This window comes from Dyadobacter sp. CY323 (assembly GCF_021390245.1).
Lineage (GTDB): Bacteria > Bacteroidota > Bacteroidia > Cytophagales > Spirosomataceae > Dyadobacter.
Window position 1 is genome coordinate 268,122 of the sequence record NZ_JAJUXH010000005.1, and the last position, 16,886, is coordinate 285,007.

At 46.5% G+C, this 16,886-nt stretch carries 11 protein-coding genes; 5 read left to right on the forward strand and 6 right to left on the reverse strand.

Annotated features, from left to right (window positions below; all coding sequences use genetic code 11):
- Nucleotides 1-7: 7 nt before the first annotated feature.
- From LZG72_RS11895 to LZG72_RS11905, 3 genes are all read left to right on the forward strand, one after another.
- Nucleotides 8-2,500, forward strand: coding sequence for a plastocyanin/azurin family copper-binding protein (locus LZG72_RS11895; protein ID WP_233872023.1), 2,493 nt, complete (start codon nt 8-10; stop codon nt 2,498-2,500).
- Nucleotides 2,501-2,655: 155 nt separating this feature from the next.
- On the forward strand, nt 2,656-3,579 hold the full coding sequence (locus LZG72_RS11900; RefSeq protein WP_233872025.1) for an ABC transporter ATP-binding protein: 924 nt from the start codon (nt 2,656-2,658) through the stop codon (nt 3,577-3,579).
- Nucleotides 3,576-7,211, forward strand: a complete 3,636-nt coding sequence (locus tag LZG72_RS11905; protein WP_233872027.1) for an ABC transporter permease — start codon at nt 3,576-3,578, stop codon at nt 7,209-7,211. The genes LZG72_RS11900 and LZG72_RS11905 overlap by 4 nt, the downstream gene beginning before the upstream one ends.
- 58 nt (nt 7,212-7,269) lie before the next feature.
- Here the strand turns inward: LZG72_RS11905 and LZG72_RS11910 are convergent, their stop codons facing one another.
- The 5 genes from LZG72_RS11910 to LZG72_RS11930 all read right to left on the reverse strand — a co-directional run bounded on the left by LZG72_RS11910 (nt 7,270) and on the right by LZG72_RS11930 (nt 13,215).
- Nucleotides 7,270-7,620 (reverse strand): hypothetical protein, encoded by a 351-nt coding sequence (locus LZG72_RS11910; RefSeq protein WP_233872029.1) that lies wholly within the window; start codon nt 7,618-7,620, stop codon nt 7,270-7,272.
- A 270-nt stretch (nt 7,621-7,890) separates the two neighbouring features.
- Complete coding sequence (locus LZG72_RS11915) at nt 7,891-9,315, reverse strand: RNA polymerase sigma factor (RefSeq protein WP_233872032.1); 1,425 nt, start codon at nt 9,313-9,315, stop codon at nt 7,891-7,893.
- Nucleotides 9,316-9,444: 129 nt separating this feature from the next.
- Nucleotides 9,445-10,302, reverse strand: coding sequence for a hypothetical protein (locus tag LZG72_RS11920; protein ID WP_233872035.1), 858 nt, complete (start codon nt 10,300-10,302; stop codon nt 9,445-9,447).
- Nucleotides 10,303-10,354: 52 nt separating this feature from the next.
- Complete coding sequence (locus LZG72_RS11925) at nt 10,355-11,767, reverse strand: Dyp-type peroxidase (protein ID WP_233872037.1); 1,413 nt, start codon at nt 11,765-11,767, stop codon at nt 10,355-10,357.
- An 89-nt stretch (nt 11,768-11,856) separates the two neighbouring features.
- Nucleotides 11,857-13,215 carry a hypothetical protein gene (locus LZG72_RS11930; RefSeq protein WP_233872040.1) on the reverse strand — a complete coding sequence of 453 codons (1,359 nt, stop codon included), beginning with the start codon at nt 13,213-13,215 and terminating at the stop codon, nt 11,857-11,859.
- 411 nt (nt 13,216-13,626) lie between these two features.
- Between LZG72_RS11930 and LZG72_RS11935 the strand changes: the two genes are divergently transcribed.
- Entirely contained in the window at nt 13,627-14,268 is a 642-nt protein-coding gene (locus LZG72_RS11935; protein WP_233872042.1) for a response regulator transcription factor, read from the forward strand.
- Between the two features lie 32 nt (nt 14,269-14,300).
- Nucleotides 14,301-14,627 carry a hypothetical protein gene (locus LZG72_RS11940; protein WP_233872045.1) on the forward strand — a complete coding sequence of 109 codons (327 nt, stop codon included), beginning with the start codon at nt 14,301-14,303 and terminating at the stop codon, nt 14,625-14,627.
- 50 nt (nt 14,628-14,677) lie between these two features.
- On the opposite strand, the gene LZG72_RS11945 is transcribed toward LZG72_RS11940, so the two are convergent.
- Nucleotides 14,678-16,606: a sensor histidine kinase gene (locus tag LZG72_RS11945; RefSeq protein ID WP_233872048.1), complete on the reverse strand. Its 1,929-nt coding sequence runs from the start codon at nt 16,604-16,606 to the stop codon at nt 14,678-14,680.
- Nucleotides 16,607-16,886: the final 280 nt, after the last annotated feature.

Consider the following 16,886-nt stretch of genomic DNA (forward strand, 5'->3'; position numbering starts at 1 on the left):
TGTACCAATGCTTTACAAATACTTTACTATCTTATTACTGCTGGTTTCTCCGTTTTTCCGTGACGAATCATATGGGAAGACAGAACCAAAAGAAGTCGTCATCAGGGCCATCGAAGGACTGCAATTTGATATAAAAAAGTTTAGCGTAAGGCCCGGATCCGAGGTGAGGATCAGGTTTATCAATACGGACGATATGAGCCATAACCTGGTGATTACCAGCCCCGGCGCCCGGGAAGAAGTAGTGACTGCCGCGCTCAATCTGGGAGATAATGCAATGAAAATGAATTTTATTCCGGCCTCATCCAAAGTACTTTGGTCGGTACCGGTACTTTCCCCCGGTGACACAAGCGTCATCAATTTTGTTGCGCCGCAAAAGCCCGGAGTATATCCGTATGTGTGTACTTATCCCGGCCACGGCTACCTGATGTTCGGCGAAATGCACGTTACCGACCAGGAAATTTCTCCGGCCGCTGCCACGGTTGCGGTTAAAAAAGAAACGAAAGATCCGGGTCATGAATCGCATCACACCAAATCCCCCGAACGGCCATTCAATGATACCATTCCCTATGTAAGCCGTGTATTTATAGAAGGCGCGGGGCCGGCTGCGATCGCCGTGCATTTGGCAAATGGTCTTTCATATTGCTGGGATGCAGGCAATTGCCAGTTGCGTTTCGCCTGGCACGGCGAATTTCTGGACTATACCGAATTCTGGAAAGGCCATAAAGATGCTTATGTGAAAGTTCTGGGCGATATATTTTACCGGAATGAAACAAAATCCTCCCTCCGCATAGGTAGCCCCGATAAGATGCCCGTTTCAAAGTTCAAAGGTTACCAGCTGGTAAACCGCTACCCGGAATTTCATTATTTCCTGGATGGTACAGAGGTTTTCGAGACACTGCATCCTACTGAAAACGGCGAAGGGATTGTCAGGACTTTCCGGTTTCCAAACAACAGCAAAGACATTTGGTTTGATTTTGATTCCAAAGACGAAGTCGTTTTCACAACTCCCGGCGGAAAAGTGTTAAAGGATAAGGTGAAACTATCCCTGGACAAGACCAGGAAGTTTACCATGGTTATTACGAAAAAGGATACTTCTGAACTCGCCTACCGCGTGGAGAATATTCCTACGCCTCCCGGCCTGACGCCCGAAACCGGTGCCATCGCATTTTTGCCAGACGGACGGCTTGTAGCCTGCTTCCTGAGAGGCGAAGTGATGATTTACACGCCGAAAACCAGGAAATGGAAACTGTTTGCGAACGGATTACATGAGCCGCTGGGAATTATGGTCGTAAATCCATCCGAATTTATTGTAATGCACAGGCCGGAGCTAACAAGAATAAAAGACACGAATGGAGACGGCCAGGCCGATATTTATGAAACGGTATCGGATGAATTTGGTATTTCCGGTAACTACCATGAATACAATTATGGTCCGCTGAAAGATGCGGAGGGTAATATGGTACTCGCATTCAATACGGCGTCGCCGAGAGGCTGGGTTATGAAGGAGTCGCGGGGCACCGTGGATGCCGTGGGGACCAATCCGCCGGGGCAGATGTTTTCGCCCGTCCCCTATCGTGGCTGGATCATGAAACTCACACCGAAGGGTCAGCTGCTTCCTTACGCAAGTGGGTTGCGTTCACCGAATGGGCTGGTCTACGATCCGAAAGGCAATCTATTTGCCACTGACAATCAGGGTGATTGGGTGGGCACATCGCCCCTGTACCACATCAAAAAAGACCATTTTTACGGACATCCGGCCAGTTTGGTATGGCGCAAGGATTGGAACAAAGGCGATCCATTTTCTCTTCCGGTGCCTGCATTGGACTCGATCCGGACCAAAGCCAGCGTGCTCTTTCCTCACAACATCATGGCCAACTCCATTACCCAGCCGGTATTTGACATTTCAAATGGCAAGTTTGGCCCATTTGCGGGGCAGCTTTTCGTTGGCGATATGAATCAAAGCAGGATTCTGCGGGTCATGCTCGAAGAAGTAAATGGAGATTTGCAGGGAGCATGCATCCCTTTTATCGATTCCAATGGCCTGAGAAAAGGGAATAACAGACTGGCGTTTTCGCCGGATGGAAGTCTCTGGGTGGGCCAGGCGGAACATGCATGGGCCGGCGCAACAGGTATCCAAAAGATCGCATTCACGGGAAGGCAGCCAGCTGATATTCAGACGATGAGCCTCACAAAAGATGGATTTGACATTACTTTTACCCAACCCATGGACGAGGCAAGTCTTTCGAATCCGGAAAACTATCAGTTTAAACACTACTATTATGAATACCACAAAAAGTACGGATCCGACCAGTTTGATATCCAGTCCATTCCAGTGGTGAATGTAAAAGTGTCGCCAGACAAAAAGAAAGTCTCACTCCGTCTTAAATCGCTGAAACCCGGATACATCTACGAACTGAAGCTGGATCGTTTACTGGCAGGAAACGGCAAGCCTCTTCCAAACAAAATCATCTGCTACACTTTGAACCAACTGAGAAAGTAGCTTTAAAGGTTTAGGAGCTCTCACGACAGGTTTTCGAATCAGATTAGAATTTCCTATGACATTTTTCCAAAATCACTTTGGAATTTTCCTCGCTGTTTATTTACTTTGAAATACAAAGTACTTTTTAAAATAGGCGCATCGAAAATAAAATTACAATGCCATTAGAAATTTACAATTTATCAAAAACGTACCGCAACGACAGATCCGGAGGCACGGTGCAGGCATTAGCGGACGTATCCCTGACCATCCCGGGCGGCATGTATGGTTTGCTTGGTCCGAATGGAGCCGGCAAATCCACTTTGATGCGCATTCTGGCAACGCTGCAGGAACCGGATGCAGGCCGTATTCAGCTGGGAAACATCGATGTGATCAATCAAAAAGATGAGGTTCGTAAAACACTCGGATATCTGCCGCAAGAATTTGGTGTTTATCCAAAAGCCAGGGCAGAAGATCTGCTTGACTATTTCGCGGTACTTAAAGGTTTTTCACAGCGTAAATCGCGGAACGAAGTGGTTGAGGCGCTGCTGCGCAAAACCAATCTTTGGGACGTCCGCAAACAAAAGCTTGGCGGCTACTCGGGTGGAATGCGCCAGCGCTTCGGCGTGGCAGTAGCGCTGCTAGGCAACCCGAAGCTGCTGATTGTCGATGAACCCACGGCTGGGCTCGATCCCGCAGAACGCGTCAGGTTCCTGAACCTGCTGAGTGAACTGGGCGAAAATAGTGTCGTGATCCTTTCTACGCACATCGTGGAGGATGTATCCGAGCTTTGCACGAACATGGCGATCATCAACAAAGGAAGAATTTTACTGGAAGCGCAGCCGCTACAAGCCGTATCAATGCTCAAAGGCAAGATCTGGCGTAAGCTGATTGAGAAGAATGCATTGCAGGAATTAACCCGGACCCATCAGGTCATTTCTACCAGGCTGCTCAGCGGACGTACACTGGTGCACGTTCAAAGCAGTCATACACCTGGCAGCGGCTTTGAGCAGGTTGAGCCGGACCTGGAAGATGTTTATTTCAGCACCATGGTTGGAAATAACAATATTGAATACACACCAAAACAGGATTCGAAACCATGAAATTTTCGGAGATCTTTCGTTTCGAGTTCGCCTACCAGGTACGGCGTCCCTGGCCCTGGCTGTTTTCCGGGGTTTTGCTTGTACTTTCTTTTCTGATGATCAGGGACGGATCGGTTTCCGAGGTACTTTACGCCGATTTCTTTCTCAATTCACCATTTTCCATTGCGCTTACCACTGTATTTGGTAGCTTGATATGGCTGATCATGGCTGCGGCGATAGCCGGGGAAGCAGCATCGCGGGATGTTGCCTCTGGAATGTACCCTCTGTTATACACCACGCCCGTCAGCAAGGCCGAATACCTTGGTGGACGGTTCCTCGCGGCCTTCATCTTAAATGCGTTGCTGCTCCTGTCTGTGCAGGCCGGCATCCTGCTGGGGACCTACTTGCCGGGTGTGGACGCCGAACTGATCGGTCCGTTCCGGCCGGCTGCATTTCTTACGGCTTACATTTTTATTTCGCTCCCGAATGCATTCGCTGCTGTGGCAATCCAATTCTGCCTTGCGGCACAAAGCGGCCGCGCCATGGCCAGCTACCTGGGAAGTTTCTTCATCGTCTTCATGGGTTTCTTCGTCGCCTCATTGCTATTTTTCAAGCGGAGCATCGGCACATTGCTGGATCCAATCGGTATTCGTTTTATCGTAGAAGACATCGCGCATTTGTGGACACCGATTGAAAAGAATACCCGATTATTAGAACTGGAAGGCGAGATACTTGCAAACCGGCTTCTGTGGCTCGGCATGGGTCTGCTGGTAGTTATGTTGACATATCTACGCTTTCGCTTTACCCATCGGACAGGCAGTCGCCGGGGCAACAGATCCAGGGCGAACTCCGCGGATGCGGACGTACCAGTCCCTGGCGACGTGATCGAGGAAAACAAATCATCGTCGGCACCTCACTTGCCGCATTCCATTGGCTTTGCTTTTCATACACGTCAGACACTTGCTATTGCCCGGGCTTCCTTCCGCTCGATCGCGACCAGCTGGGCAGGTCTGACCATGCTGGTTTTCATTCCACTCCTCGCCATTCTGGTAATTATTGACCAGATGGGCTCCATGGGTACTCCAATTTTACCCACAACTTCGCGTGTTACCCCTGAGTTAACCGGCTCTATGTCGGATGAATTGAACCGCTGGGTGATTGTTCCGTTTTTGATTGTCTTTTTTGCGGGTGAACTGGTCTGGCGGGAACGGGATGCCGGGATCAGCGAGATTACCGACGCCATGCCGGGTTCGGAATGGCCGCTTTTCCTGGGTAAATTCTTTGGAATCGCGCTGGTACTCGCTTTGTTCATGGCTATGCTCACTGTTGCAGGGGTACTTTCTCAGGTTATACTGGGTTACCAGCATTTTGAGATTGTGTTATACCTGAAAATTCTGTTTGGCTTTCAACTAATTGAATACCTGATCTTTGCGCTTCTTGCCGTGGTTGTGCATGTAGTAGTGGATCAAAAATACATTGGGCACCTCGTGGCGGTCCTATCCTTCGTATTCGTCTCTTTACTGGCGGGAATGCTCGGGATCGAGCACAATCTACTGATCTACGGGGCTGGCCCGAAATGGTCCCATTCTGAAATGATCGGGTTTGGCAGTTCAACCGGACCCTGGTTATGGTTTAAACTTTACTGGGCAGCCTGGGGATTGCTTCTTGCGGTGGTTGCGAGGCTGCTTTGGGTGCGCGGCGTGAAGAAAGATCTTTCGGTACGGATCCAGATCGCACGGCGCCGGCTTGCGGGGCCGACCGTGTGGGTGGGAAGCTCGGCAGTAGCGCTTATTCTGGCACTCGGAGGTTTTATTTTTTATAATACAAATATTTTAAACAAATACTCGACAACTCCGGAGATCAAGCATCTGCAGGCCGAATATGAGCGGCGCTACCGACAATATGCAGACAAGCCTCAACCGGAACTGACAGCGACCCGATTGCAGGTTGAAATTTATCCGGAACAACGGACAGTTGCGATTCAAGGCACCTATACCTTGGTCAATCCCCATTCACAAGCAATCGACTCGATCCACATTGCCACCGCAACGGGCATCGTTCAGACTAAAAGCCTGCGTTTTGACCGGACAGCAAGGCCGGTAATCGAGGACAATGAGCATGGATACCGCATTTACGCCCTGGATGAGCCACTCGCGGCCGGCGACACACTGAAATTGCACTTCAACCTGTTTTTTGAGCGGCGGGGTTTTAGCAACTTCGGAAATGATCCGGCTTTGGGGGAAAACGGCATCTACTTCACCAGTGAAAAGTTATTCCCGTTTATCGGCTACCGGAGACACCGTGAACTGATCAGTAGTGCAGACCGCAGAAAGTATGGGCTGGAAGCACGTCCGGTGATCGCGGCGCTCTATGCTGCGGAAGGACAAGAGCCGGGCTCACGCGGCGGGGGCATTGCCTTTGAAGCAGTAGTCGGGACCAGCAAGGGTCAGGTTGCCGTAGCTCCGGGCGCATTGCGGCGGAGCTACGGCAAAGGTGACCGAAGCTACTTTCACTATGCTGCCGATGCTCCGTTAGGCAGCGAGTGGGCTTTTTTCTCGGCTGATTACACCATCCACGAAGAACAATGGCTTAATCCTGATAAGTCAGGGCAAGATATTGCCATACGGATTTACCATCATCCTGCACACACCGCACATGTGAAGCGCGTAGCGCAAAGTACGCAGGCCTCACTTGACTATTACATCAATCAATTTGGTCCGTATCCCTACCGCCACATCACGCTCGTTGAGCATCCCGGCGCGCGCGGCACGGGTGGACATGCGGATGCCGGTTTGGTCTCCTATGGCCAGGGCTTCGAGTACTGGATACCCAAAAACGAAGAGAACAGCCTCGATTTCCCAAACTTCGTAATAGCCCATGAAATGGCACACCAGTGGACCTTACCCTACGCGATTGTGGAGGGGTTATCCTTTCTGAGTGAAGGACTTGCGACGTACTCTGCATTGCAGGCGGTAAAAGCGTCACGTGGCGGACAGCAGCTCCGGCGGCTTCTGCAACAACTCCGGGAACATCATCCTCACGCCCCGATCCGTCGTGGCGAGCCGTTACTGCGTGCATTGGACCCATACCTGGGATATCGCAGAGGACCCTTCGCGATGTACGCGCTGAGCGAGTACATTGGCTCCGATAAAGTGAATGGCGCACTTCGGGAATTAGTTAAAAAACATGACGCACCCACAGCCCCTCTCGCTACAACGCTGGACCTGTACCGCGAGCTGAAAGCGGTCACGCCCGACTCATTAAAATATTTGTTACACGATCTGTTCGAGGTGAATACTTACTGGGAATTTAAAACGGGACACACTGTGGCGAAGCAGACTAGCGCCGGCACCTGGGAAGTCGCGCTCACTGTGCGGGCGCGCAAGACCGTGTACGACAGCGCGGGCGTGGTGACTGAGCCGCGAATGGATGATTGGGTGCAGATCGGCGTGTTCGCCGAAACCAAGAATGGAGATGAATTGAGTAAACCGCTTCACGTACAAATGCACCGCATCCATTCCGGTCAGCAGACGATTACGGTTACCGTACCAGACAAGCCGGTCCGCGCGGGCTTGGATCCATACCATTTGCTCGATTGGGAGCAGGGGTACGGTGATAACATCCAGGAGATCAAAGCGTATGATAAAGATTGAGAAGATGTTGCTGACTAGCACAGAATATGGCTGGTAGCATCTGCCGATGTACAATCTTTTATTTGTCTTCCAGGCTTTCAGGAGATAGTCGTAAAGCTGCCGACAATGCATTCAATAACGAAGGCATTTCACCTTCTGCACCCATGTCCGGTGCAATCGACAATACTTTGGTCGCCACGAGTCCCATCTGACCCACTACTGAGCCTGCTTCCAGAGGATCGGCTTGGAGCAGCTCTTTCAGCTTTTGAAGTTCTTCGGCGATCGGTCTGGTATTCTCGCCCTCAGAAAGCGGCGCAATCCATTGATCGATCAGGTCGATCCCCATCCGGGGAGTTATTGGATTTTCCTGGTCCATCAACTGGGCCGTTGTTTTATCCATTAATGCTGTTGTATCTGCAAGGCTTTTCATATATCCTGGTCACTATCTGTAGTTTAGGCCAGGTCCGTATGAAACATCATGCCATGCGCCCGCCCAGTTAGAAAATGAGGTATAGACGCTCCACCGATGGTTCTGTGCGATTTTTATTATTCGAACCCAGGTATATGGGGATGTGATTGCCGTAATCGGGATCGGTGGTTGAATTAATGCGTTTGAAAGGACATAATTCAGTCAGCTTAGGAATGTGAGACAATGGAATGCAAATGGGCGCCCGGTTTGATACTGAACGCCCATTTGCATTTACTCAGCCAAGGTGATTTCCACCACGCCGCCTTTACCTGAATCTCCGTATTTTTTCAGGCCGTCTGCTTCGTTGAGCTGCCTGAGATTGTATTTTTTCTTTGCAAGATCAACCGTTTCATTCCGGTTTACAGGTACGCCATCGACCACCATGTGATTGACGTTATCCAGAAACGAAAATCGGCCACTACCAACAAATTTATTGGTGTTGAAATTAACCTTTACATTTTCGCCGAGTAAGTACACGACTTTGTTTTCATCGGACCAGAACAATTGAGACGCATAAAAGGTACCATGCGATAGCTTAGCCTTTGTTCGGTCAGGTCGTACATCCGCGGGTAAACGTACTATCTGATGTGCTTCGATATCCCTGTTTTTAAGGGTAACAGGCAGTTCTTTCACGAGGTTGGCGGTATCAAACGATAAGCCTGCAATTAATAATCCCCCCAGAGTGCTTAAATTTTTCATTGGTTCTCCATTTTTAGTTTTTTCAACTATGATGGAATTCCCGGAAATGGTGGCAGTGTTTGTATCGGAAAATATATGGGCACGAATTTCTTTATGATTTGCCGTTAAATCGGACATGTTCTTTTGAATCACCTGGTCTTCCTGCACGATTTCCGGCTTGCCGATATTTTTGTTTTTAAGATCATCAAAAATTAAAAATCCACAGAAAATGACGACTGCCGAAGTTCCCCAGATTGCGGTTTTCGATAGAAATGTCGAACCGCTGCCCGCTGGCTTCCATTTCGGAATGAGTGCGTGCTGCGCCCTGGCGGTTTGAAATGATGCACCTTTAAGTGGTTGAATCTGCAGGCCACCTAACTCACGGGATACGAACTCATCAATGTTTCGAAACTGAAATGGCAGGAAAAGAAGAGGAAACCATTTTCTGTGGCCTTTCTTTTCCCGGATTTGGGCACTGAGAAGCTCCCGGACCTTTTTTCGCGCCCGGGCCAAATGCGACTTGGATGTTCCTTCACTGATACCAAGCTGCGCTGCGATTTCACCATGTGTAAGGTTGTCGATCACATACAAATTGAACACAAGCCTGTGATGCTCAGGTAAATTGGCGATGACTTCCAGGAGCTCCGTTTCGGAAAATGAAAAGTGATCACAATCCGGATTTTCTTCCTGAATTACTTCATACGCAGCCGGATATGCGGCACCCTGAGCCAGCTTTTCCCGGATTTTTTGCTGCCGCAGATGTTGCAAGGCTACATTCACGACAATGCGTCTCAGCCAAGCTTCAAAAGGCCCTTTGTTCTCAAAACTCGACACTTTTCCGATTGCAACAACGAATGCATCATGCGCCAGGTCTTCCGCCGTTTGCCGGTCTTGCGTATACCGCCAGCAAACCCCGATCATTTTGCTGATGTTCTGCCGGTAGGTATTTTCCCAGAAATTGTTTGTAAGATTATCCATAACTGAAACAGTATCTCACATGATGCAATTTTTCCGAAAGGTTGCAGTGGGTATTCAAAAAATAAAAGAATAACCCGCCCGGGCTCTACCTGGTGCGGGTCTCTTAGTTACGTTCTGGTTTGAGCTAGATTAGTTTTGTTTTTCGGAAATTTCGACCTGAACCAGGAAACACCCGATATTGTCATCAAAATACAAATTGTCATATTTCGAACTGCTAATGTAATTCCAACTTTGAAGCCAACTGGATGATCCGTCTCCCAGATACGCTGTTTTTGAAACTGGCAATCCAGCTGGATCAAAATTTAACAATATATCGTTAACGGACAGAAATATTCTGATTTTCTTCCCAGTATCGTTTGGGATCGTACGTTCGTGATTGATCGTAAATATTTTCGGCGTCAACTCTTCACGTCTTGACACAAAGTAGCTTCTGAAGTCATTTGCTTCATCCATCGGTGCCAGGTAACCCAAAACATTTCCAATCGTCTCGCCCGGTTTTAGCAATAAACTCTTTTTAGCACTGATCTGCTTGTCGCTGTCGCCGATATTTACAAATTTGTTTCCATTCGATGTAGTCCACGGAACTGGATTTCGCTGATCCACACCCGCTTGCTTAACTACCGTATGAACGGCCAAATGTGTCGTACCTGATATTCGGAATTTGCATTCTTGGTTGGAATCCAGTTCAAGCCCCGTGTCAAACCAAACCACGTTGCTGGGCAGCAGGAAGGTTGAGAATATTGTCTTTTCGTCCGGCGAAAACAGGCTGTTTTTCTTAAATTCGAATACTAGTCCACCATTATCTTTCAACTCTGCTTTTAGTTCACCACTTGCTCCCACGGATCTAAAAAAAAGAATTGAGCCTGTAAAGAGAAAAATAAAGATCAATCCAAAAAAAACCATTGTCCTCCACAGATGTTCGTAAGACTGAATAATAGCTCCTATAAAGCTGGCTGTAACCGGCACTCCGGTATGTGGCTTGTCCATGTTTGCTTTTTTTTTAACGTTGACGTCAATGTACCTTCGCAGGTATAGTGCACTAAACAACTGTTTTAAGAAATGTCAGGCTGGGTGCAAAAAAGTACTCGCCGCCTTTCATGTGTACAAACTGTCTAAATGAAGCTTTTATAGATGGACTGGCTGTTCCGTACGTTTTAGGAAATTGATAGGTTCTGTCCATGTGCGATCCGACGGACTGGCCAATGATGGGATCAATTCCGGTATTCTTCTCGGGAAAAGATGGATCATTGCTAAATTTCTTTTGAACGTGTTCGAACTGCTCCACAATGCTGGCTTGGTAACTCATAAATAAAAGACCCACGCCAGCTTCCGGCATTTGCTGCATGATTGGCTCTAGTTCTGTGTCAACACTTCTCATACCAAAGGGTATTCCCCTGCGAGCCATCATTTTCTCGCTCGACTTTGACGTTCTGGGATTAACTTTTCTAATGTGAGCGAAATGCGGGCAACGCCCTTCACTAAGATCTTTTGAATAATTGAAATTGTTGTATTCCGCACTGTTGGGAATGGAGTCTTCGTCATCCAGCATCACGGGAGTACCATCTTCAAAGCGACCGACAAGATAAGCTCCTGCCAACTCTCGCTTGGATTCCTGACCCAAATCCGGGAATAGGTCTTCCCCTACAATTTCCTCAGCTTTTTTGAACTGGCGCACATTCTGCTCCAGTTTCCTGAAAACAAAATAACTTCCCAAAGCAGGTTTCGAATCATTTTGTTCTGCATATGGGTCAGGGATTAAAATGAGATCCGTATCCGCGGAAGGGTCAAAGTCCGGAGCAGACTTTGGATCCGAGATATCTATGTTATGCAGTTTGTAATATTCATCTATCTCCTCTTTGAGGAACAATGGCTGACTCGTGCCGTCCACGTATCCAAAATGTTCAATACCCTTTTCAGCTGAATTCCGGATGGCATTTCCATATTCAACCCCGCAGACACTGCAAAAAGTGGAAAGCGTATCGATCAGTTCTTTTGCAAACTCACCCATCCGATTCTTATCATCATCTGCCAGCAAGATCATGGCGTCTATCCTAGTGCGAAATCCCGATTCCCATCTGCGACTATCAGGATCATTGAGTTCTCCCTTTCGAAGCTTCATCCCTTTTAAAAATGCCTCATCCTTAAACCTTTTGTGAACATCATTGAAGCCTAGCACTTCATAGCCCGAAGAGGTCAGAAAAAATGAAGCAAACAGATTTCCGGGTTTCTTGTCCTTCTTAAATGCCTCTCTTTCCTCCAGCTGTTTTTTTATGCTGGTAAGATGGTTTTCCGCGAAAGTGCGGATCCATTCTTTAGTTGTTTTTCCTCTGTTCACACGAAAACGGACAAAAATATGTGTGGTGTAATCCCGACCATGGCCTTTGAGGGTGTTCCCCTGAATGTTTTTAAGAAAGCGGTCGGTTGAAAGAAGAGTTGGGTCTACGGGTTTCATAATATCAGAATGATAATTTACGATTTTAAATGAAAAGTAATGTGCCTCGTCAGGATACTAACATTTGTCTCAACCAAGCTTGCCAATGCTTATTTTTTGATAATCCGGTTCGCAATATTGTAGGATACGCCAATAAAAAAAGCTGGTCTGATTGCCTTCTCTGTGATTTCAGCGAGCTTTGTCTCCGTCTTGTATGACGCCCCCTCCTGGTATTCCGGTTTCAGCCGGTCTACGGAAATGAAGCTCACGCCTGAATTGATTATTATTCGTTGACTTTTGCCAAGTACAATGGAGCCGCCTAAATAATAAGATGCAACCAAGGTATTTTCTTCTTTAAATCCGGCGCCCACTCCCATCATAAAGCCAACTGCGTGGTTCTTGCCGGTTCTAGGATAGGCATGCATCATGGCAGCTATTCCCGGACGGACCTTATTATAATTATCCGCCTTCTCCAGCTTGCCCTCACCATCTGAAACGTCTGCATAATGGTATTTGGCATCCTTTGCTCCATTACCAACCGCAAAGTTAAGGCCCACACTGAAATCGGCTTTCCAGCCACCTTTCACAGGAATTTCTACATCAATCGGCTGAAAGCTTCCAGCCGGCAGCAGCCGACTGGTTTCCGGATCACGTTCGACCACTATACTATACTTGATAAAGTCACAATCATCCGCCTGTACCGGTGGCCCCCATACGGTGAAAAAAAAGTCTGTTGCCAGTGCATTCTGAAGAGCAACTACGTCGTCGACTAACTTCATCAAATCCTCCTCGTCGATATGGTCGTAAGATGTTTCAAATAAATCCAGTGCATCATCCACTATCTTTTTCGAGACGTCATCCGGTGCGGTTTCCCGGGCTACTTTATATTTGGCTTCGGCAGTCTGATAAGTCTTTTGAAAATTGTTTATATCACGTCGCATATCCGAATCAACCAATGGAACTTTGGGCAACTTCTCTGCTAACAAAGCATACTTTTCCCACGGGAATTTTGCAAGAGCAGTCAATTCAGCTCTCCGTGACTTTATCTCAACAATTTTGTCGGCCTCCATAAGATATGCCTTGCATGAGACGATGAGGTCTGTCATCAGCGCTTTAAAGTTGCCAGCATCAGCCTTATTTTTAACCTGAGTCATCTCTTCGGTGGCCTTTGCACCTTCGCCCGAGCCCTCACTGGCTTCTGATGCGGCTTTCGCCGGATCTTCTATGCGGAATAATGTATTAAGCTCGCTGGAAGATGGGGTCGTACTCACCACTTTTTCCCCCTTTATACTTACCTTATAAAGAAGGGTATTGATGTTAATGATTTTCAACGAAGCCATGGTACCGTGCTTGACAGGGGTTATTTTGTTATAGACCGACCAGCTCGGGAAATCAAAAGTTGCATGCTGCGCTTTTGCGACGGTTGTGGCGGCCAAAAGAAGGTTTAGTGCAAATACACGTGTTTTCATAATCAGGAAGTTTGTAATTGAGGAATGCATTGGAAATGCTACTTTGAGCACTTCAAAATTCCACAAGACTCACGGAAGCTCAAATCCCTGATAATTACTATATTATATCCTCAAATTTAAGGATATTCAAAACGACTTTCCTGGCTATCAAGTTTTCAACCAGATAGGTATCCTTAAATTTGAGGACTTAAAATACTGGGAATTGGGGATTTTCTTGTGGCGGCCTAGATCTGAAATTTGTCTTATAATTATTCCTACCCACTGATAACCCGGATACGAGAATAAAGACACTTTTCCATGGTGAGAACAGTAAATTAATTAAGTAACCTACTAAAATTCAATATGGTATATCATTGCTTTTTAACTTTTTATTTCACAGATTGAAGCTGATTCAGACTCGGCGGTCACCCTATGCGCATACTTATTGCAGAAGATCATCGGATCTTATTAGAAAGTCTGGCCATGTTGCTTTCCAGTATCGATGGTGTAGAGGTTGTTTCGAAACATACCAATGGCAAACAGGTGTTAACTGCTCTTGAACTGGATGCTAACATAGATCTCGTTGTCTCAGATGTACAAATGCCCGTGATGGGTGGAATTGAACTTACACTTCAGATACGAAGTCGGTTTCCGGGCATAAAAATATGCCTGCTTACGGTTTCTGATCAGCCGGAAGCAATAAAAGAGGCGATCCGGGCAGGGGCGGATGGATATGTACTGAAAAGTGCTGAACGGGCTGAATTAGAATCTGCATTGCGCATTATAGCCAGAGGCAACAAGTTTTACAGTGAAGAAGTGATGATGCAATTGGCCAATAGCAAGGGACTCGAATTTGTCCCGGACAGAGACAAACCACAAAAAATTGCCATTACCCAAAGAGAACTTGAGGTACTTAGACTCATTGCACAGGAATTTTCAGGTACCCAAATCGCTGAGAAGCTATTTATAAGTCCAACAACAGTTGAAACGCATCGCAAACACCTCATGCAAAAGCTGGGCGTGCAGACAACGATCGGCTTGGTTAAATACGCAATTCAATTTCAGATAATTTAATAAATGTTCCACAATTAAACCCAACTCAAACTATGTCTAAAACAAAGTATGTGCACCTGAAAGGCCGTGCAGATATTAGAATGACCCCTGAGGGAAAAATCGCGCTGTACCTTTATGACCCGTTGACGCAGGAAACGATTATTAATCCAACGAATCCAATCGTCTTCACTCATATACCCAGCGAGGGACTTCCATTGATGTTCCTAAACATCGATATGATCGCTGAATTTGGAGTCAATTCCTTTAATCTTCATTTACCCACATTGGAACAAATATATTGCGGGATAACGTGGGAGAAGGCGGAGGACCCAGAAGCGGGGACAATTGATGTCATGAACTCAACTGATCCACCGGACTGAAATTCCAGGCCAAATCTAATTTTATGCACAAGAATCAGATTCCTATCGAATCAGACAGATTCGATAGGAATTTTTATTTGTATTTGTGTACCCGTGTTCCCAATCGGCGGCGTATAGTATGTACCGCCCAAGGATTCCAGCCGAGTCTGAATGTTTTGAAGACCAATACCTCTTTTACTGTTGGTTTGAACAAAGCCGATGCCATCGTCTACCACGGTAAGTGTGATATCACATTCCGTCCTGCACAGGCTGATGCCGACATTGCTTGCCTGAGCATGCTTGATGGCATTGTTGATCAGCTCCCAGACAATGCTATAAATGTTAAACTCAATTTCCATTGGCATTCGCTCATTCAGCCCGACAATGGACAACGAAAACTGCAATCTTGAATTTTGGTTCAATTGGCCAACCAATGTTGTCAGCGTGGAAGTGAGCCCTTCCTTTTCCAATTCAGAAGGAAGGATATTGTGGGAAATGTTACGAACTTCCGCATAAGCATTTTTTATTAAATGTTTTAGGTTCTTGTAAACAGATTGTTCCGCCTCGGATAAGTTTTGAGTGTTAATGGACTGAATTGTCATATTGACCGCGCTGAGAAGACTGCTAAGGTTGTCATGAAGTTCCAAAGCCACTCTCTTGCGCTCGATAGTCTGTCCCTTAAAAAGGGCCGTTTTGATTTCCTCATTTTTATAAATGAGTTCCTGGTTGGCGATAACCAATTCCATTGTCCGCTCTTCAACCCTGGTTTCGAGGTTTTTGTTTGCATCAGCGAGCTGGGTCCGGGCTTCTTCTATCAACGTACGCTGATGTTCTATCTCCCTGTTTTTCGACGCAAGTTTTTTATTATTCCAAAACAACAGGACTGCTGCTACGATCGCAACCGTTATTCCTAAAAACAATCCATTACGTGTCTGTGCCAATTGCTGATTCCTGTTTTGTTCAGTCTGGAGTTCGTTTGTTTTTTTTACATTGTCATATTGTGCCTGCAATGTTTTGATCCTCTGGTCTTTTTTCTCCCTCGACAAGCTGTCCCTCAAAAAAATAAAACTTTCATAGGAAGCCAATGCCCTGGCAGGCTGGCCAATTTTTTTGAAAATTTGATAAAGTCTGTCCTCCGCTTCTGTTACAATACTTCCATTCTTTACCGATTTCGCACTTTGCTTCGCCAAATTGCAGTAATGCAATGCTTCGCGCCAGTTTTTTTGATCGGTATAAACTTCACTGATATGTAGTAAAATACCACTTTCTAAATCAATACTCCCTGTTTTCCGGGCTATTGTTGCGGCTTCCTTGTAGAAACGGAGCGCCTTCGACATGTCCCGCATTTCTTTACATGCCCACCCGATCGTGTGCAATCCCTGGGCTTCATACCACGGCACATGGTTGGCTTTTGCAAATCGATACATTTGCTCACTAACCTTTAATGCCTGAGGGAACCGTCGCTGTCCACGGTACATTTCCCCATACACATTCAGAATCGACAGATAGACCTTCTTGTCGGGATGGGTGCTGAGCACTGCTAACCCTTTTTTGCAGAATTTTTCCGCTTTTTCATATTCTTTTAGATTAGCATATGCATGAGCCAGAGCTCCATAGGACCTGGCCATGCGCAAATACTCTTTTTGATTCTCAGCAATCGCCAAAGCGTCAAAATGAGACAATATGCTGGCGTAATTATCTCCCTGTAAAAGATGGAGATACCCGGTATACTGATAGGCAAAAATAAGTCTTTCCTTAATCCCTCGTTTCTCGCAAAAGCGAATCATCAGGTCGGCATAATGCTTCGCAGAGTCGATGTTGATGTTCGTATACAACCTCATAACCTGCTCCAGATCAGCCAGGAAAATTGAATCTCTGGCGTGATTAAGCGGAGCCTTTCTTAAACGCTCAATATGCTTTTTCAAATTGTCAATTTCATGCACCTGGCAATATCCTAAATGCGCACACAAACACAGAAAAAATAGAATTGTCTTCATCATTGTAACGGAGGATTTAGAACAAGTCTCAGTATGTACTCTTCTGCTGATAAATATCCTTAAAATTCAGGATACAATATCATTATTATCAGGGATTTACGAAAAGATTTACCGGTACTAGCTTTGGCTTACATTCTTATTCTTTTAAACCCTGACCTAATCGCTCGACAGATCTACCTTGCCGTAATTCAGAAAGTAAGACTGCATCTGGTTACATAATGCACATACACAACGATATGCCATATACGTGCCGTAGTTACCCTGAATTTCCAGCTTCGGACCG

Coding starts and splice junctions, on each gene's coding strand:
- LZG72_RS11895 (WP_233872023.1), top strand. CDS start 8: ATGCTTTACAAATACTTTACTATCTTATTACTGCTGGTTTCTCCGTTT.
- LZG72_RS11900 (WP_233872025.1), top strand. CDS start 2,656: ATGCCATTAGAAATTTACAATTTATCAAAAACGTACCGCAACGACAGA.
- LZG72_RS11905 (WP_233872027.1), top strand. CDS start 3,576: ATGAAATTTTCGGAGATCTTTCGTTTCGAGTTCGCCTACCAGGTACGG.
- LZG72_RS11910 (WP_233872029.1), bottom strand. CDS start 7,620: ATGAAAAGCCTTGCAGATACAACAGCATTAATGGATAAAACAACGGCC.
- LZG72_RS11915 (WP_233872032.1), bottom strand. CDS start 9,315: ATGGATAATCTTACAAACAATTTCTGGGAAAATACCTACCGGCAGAAC.
- LZG72_RS11920 (WP_233872035.1), bottom strand. CDS start 10,302: ATGGACAAGCCACATACCGGAGTGCCGGTTACAGCCAGCTTTATAGGA.
- LZG72_RS11925 (WP_233872037.1), bottom strand. CDS start 11,767: ATGAAACCCGTAGACCCAACTCTTCTTTCAACCGACCGCTTTCTTAAA.
- LZG72_RS11930 (WP_233872040.1), bottom strand. CDS start 13,215: ATGAAAACACGTGTATTTGCACTAAACCTTCTTTTGGCCGCCACAACC.
- LZG72_RS11935 (WP_233872042.1), top strand. CDS start 13,627: ATGCGCATACTTATTGCAGAAGATCATCGGATCTTATTAGAAAGTCTG.
- LZG72_RS11940 (WP_233872045.1), top strand. CDS start 14,301: ATGTCTAAAACAAAGTATGTGCACCTGAAAGGCCGTGCAGATATTAGA.
- LZG72_RS11945 (WP_233872048.1), bottom strand. CDS start 16,606: ATGATGAAGACAATTCTATTTTTTCTGTGTTTGTGTGCGCATTTAGGA.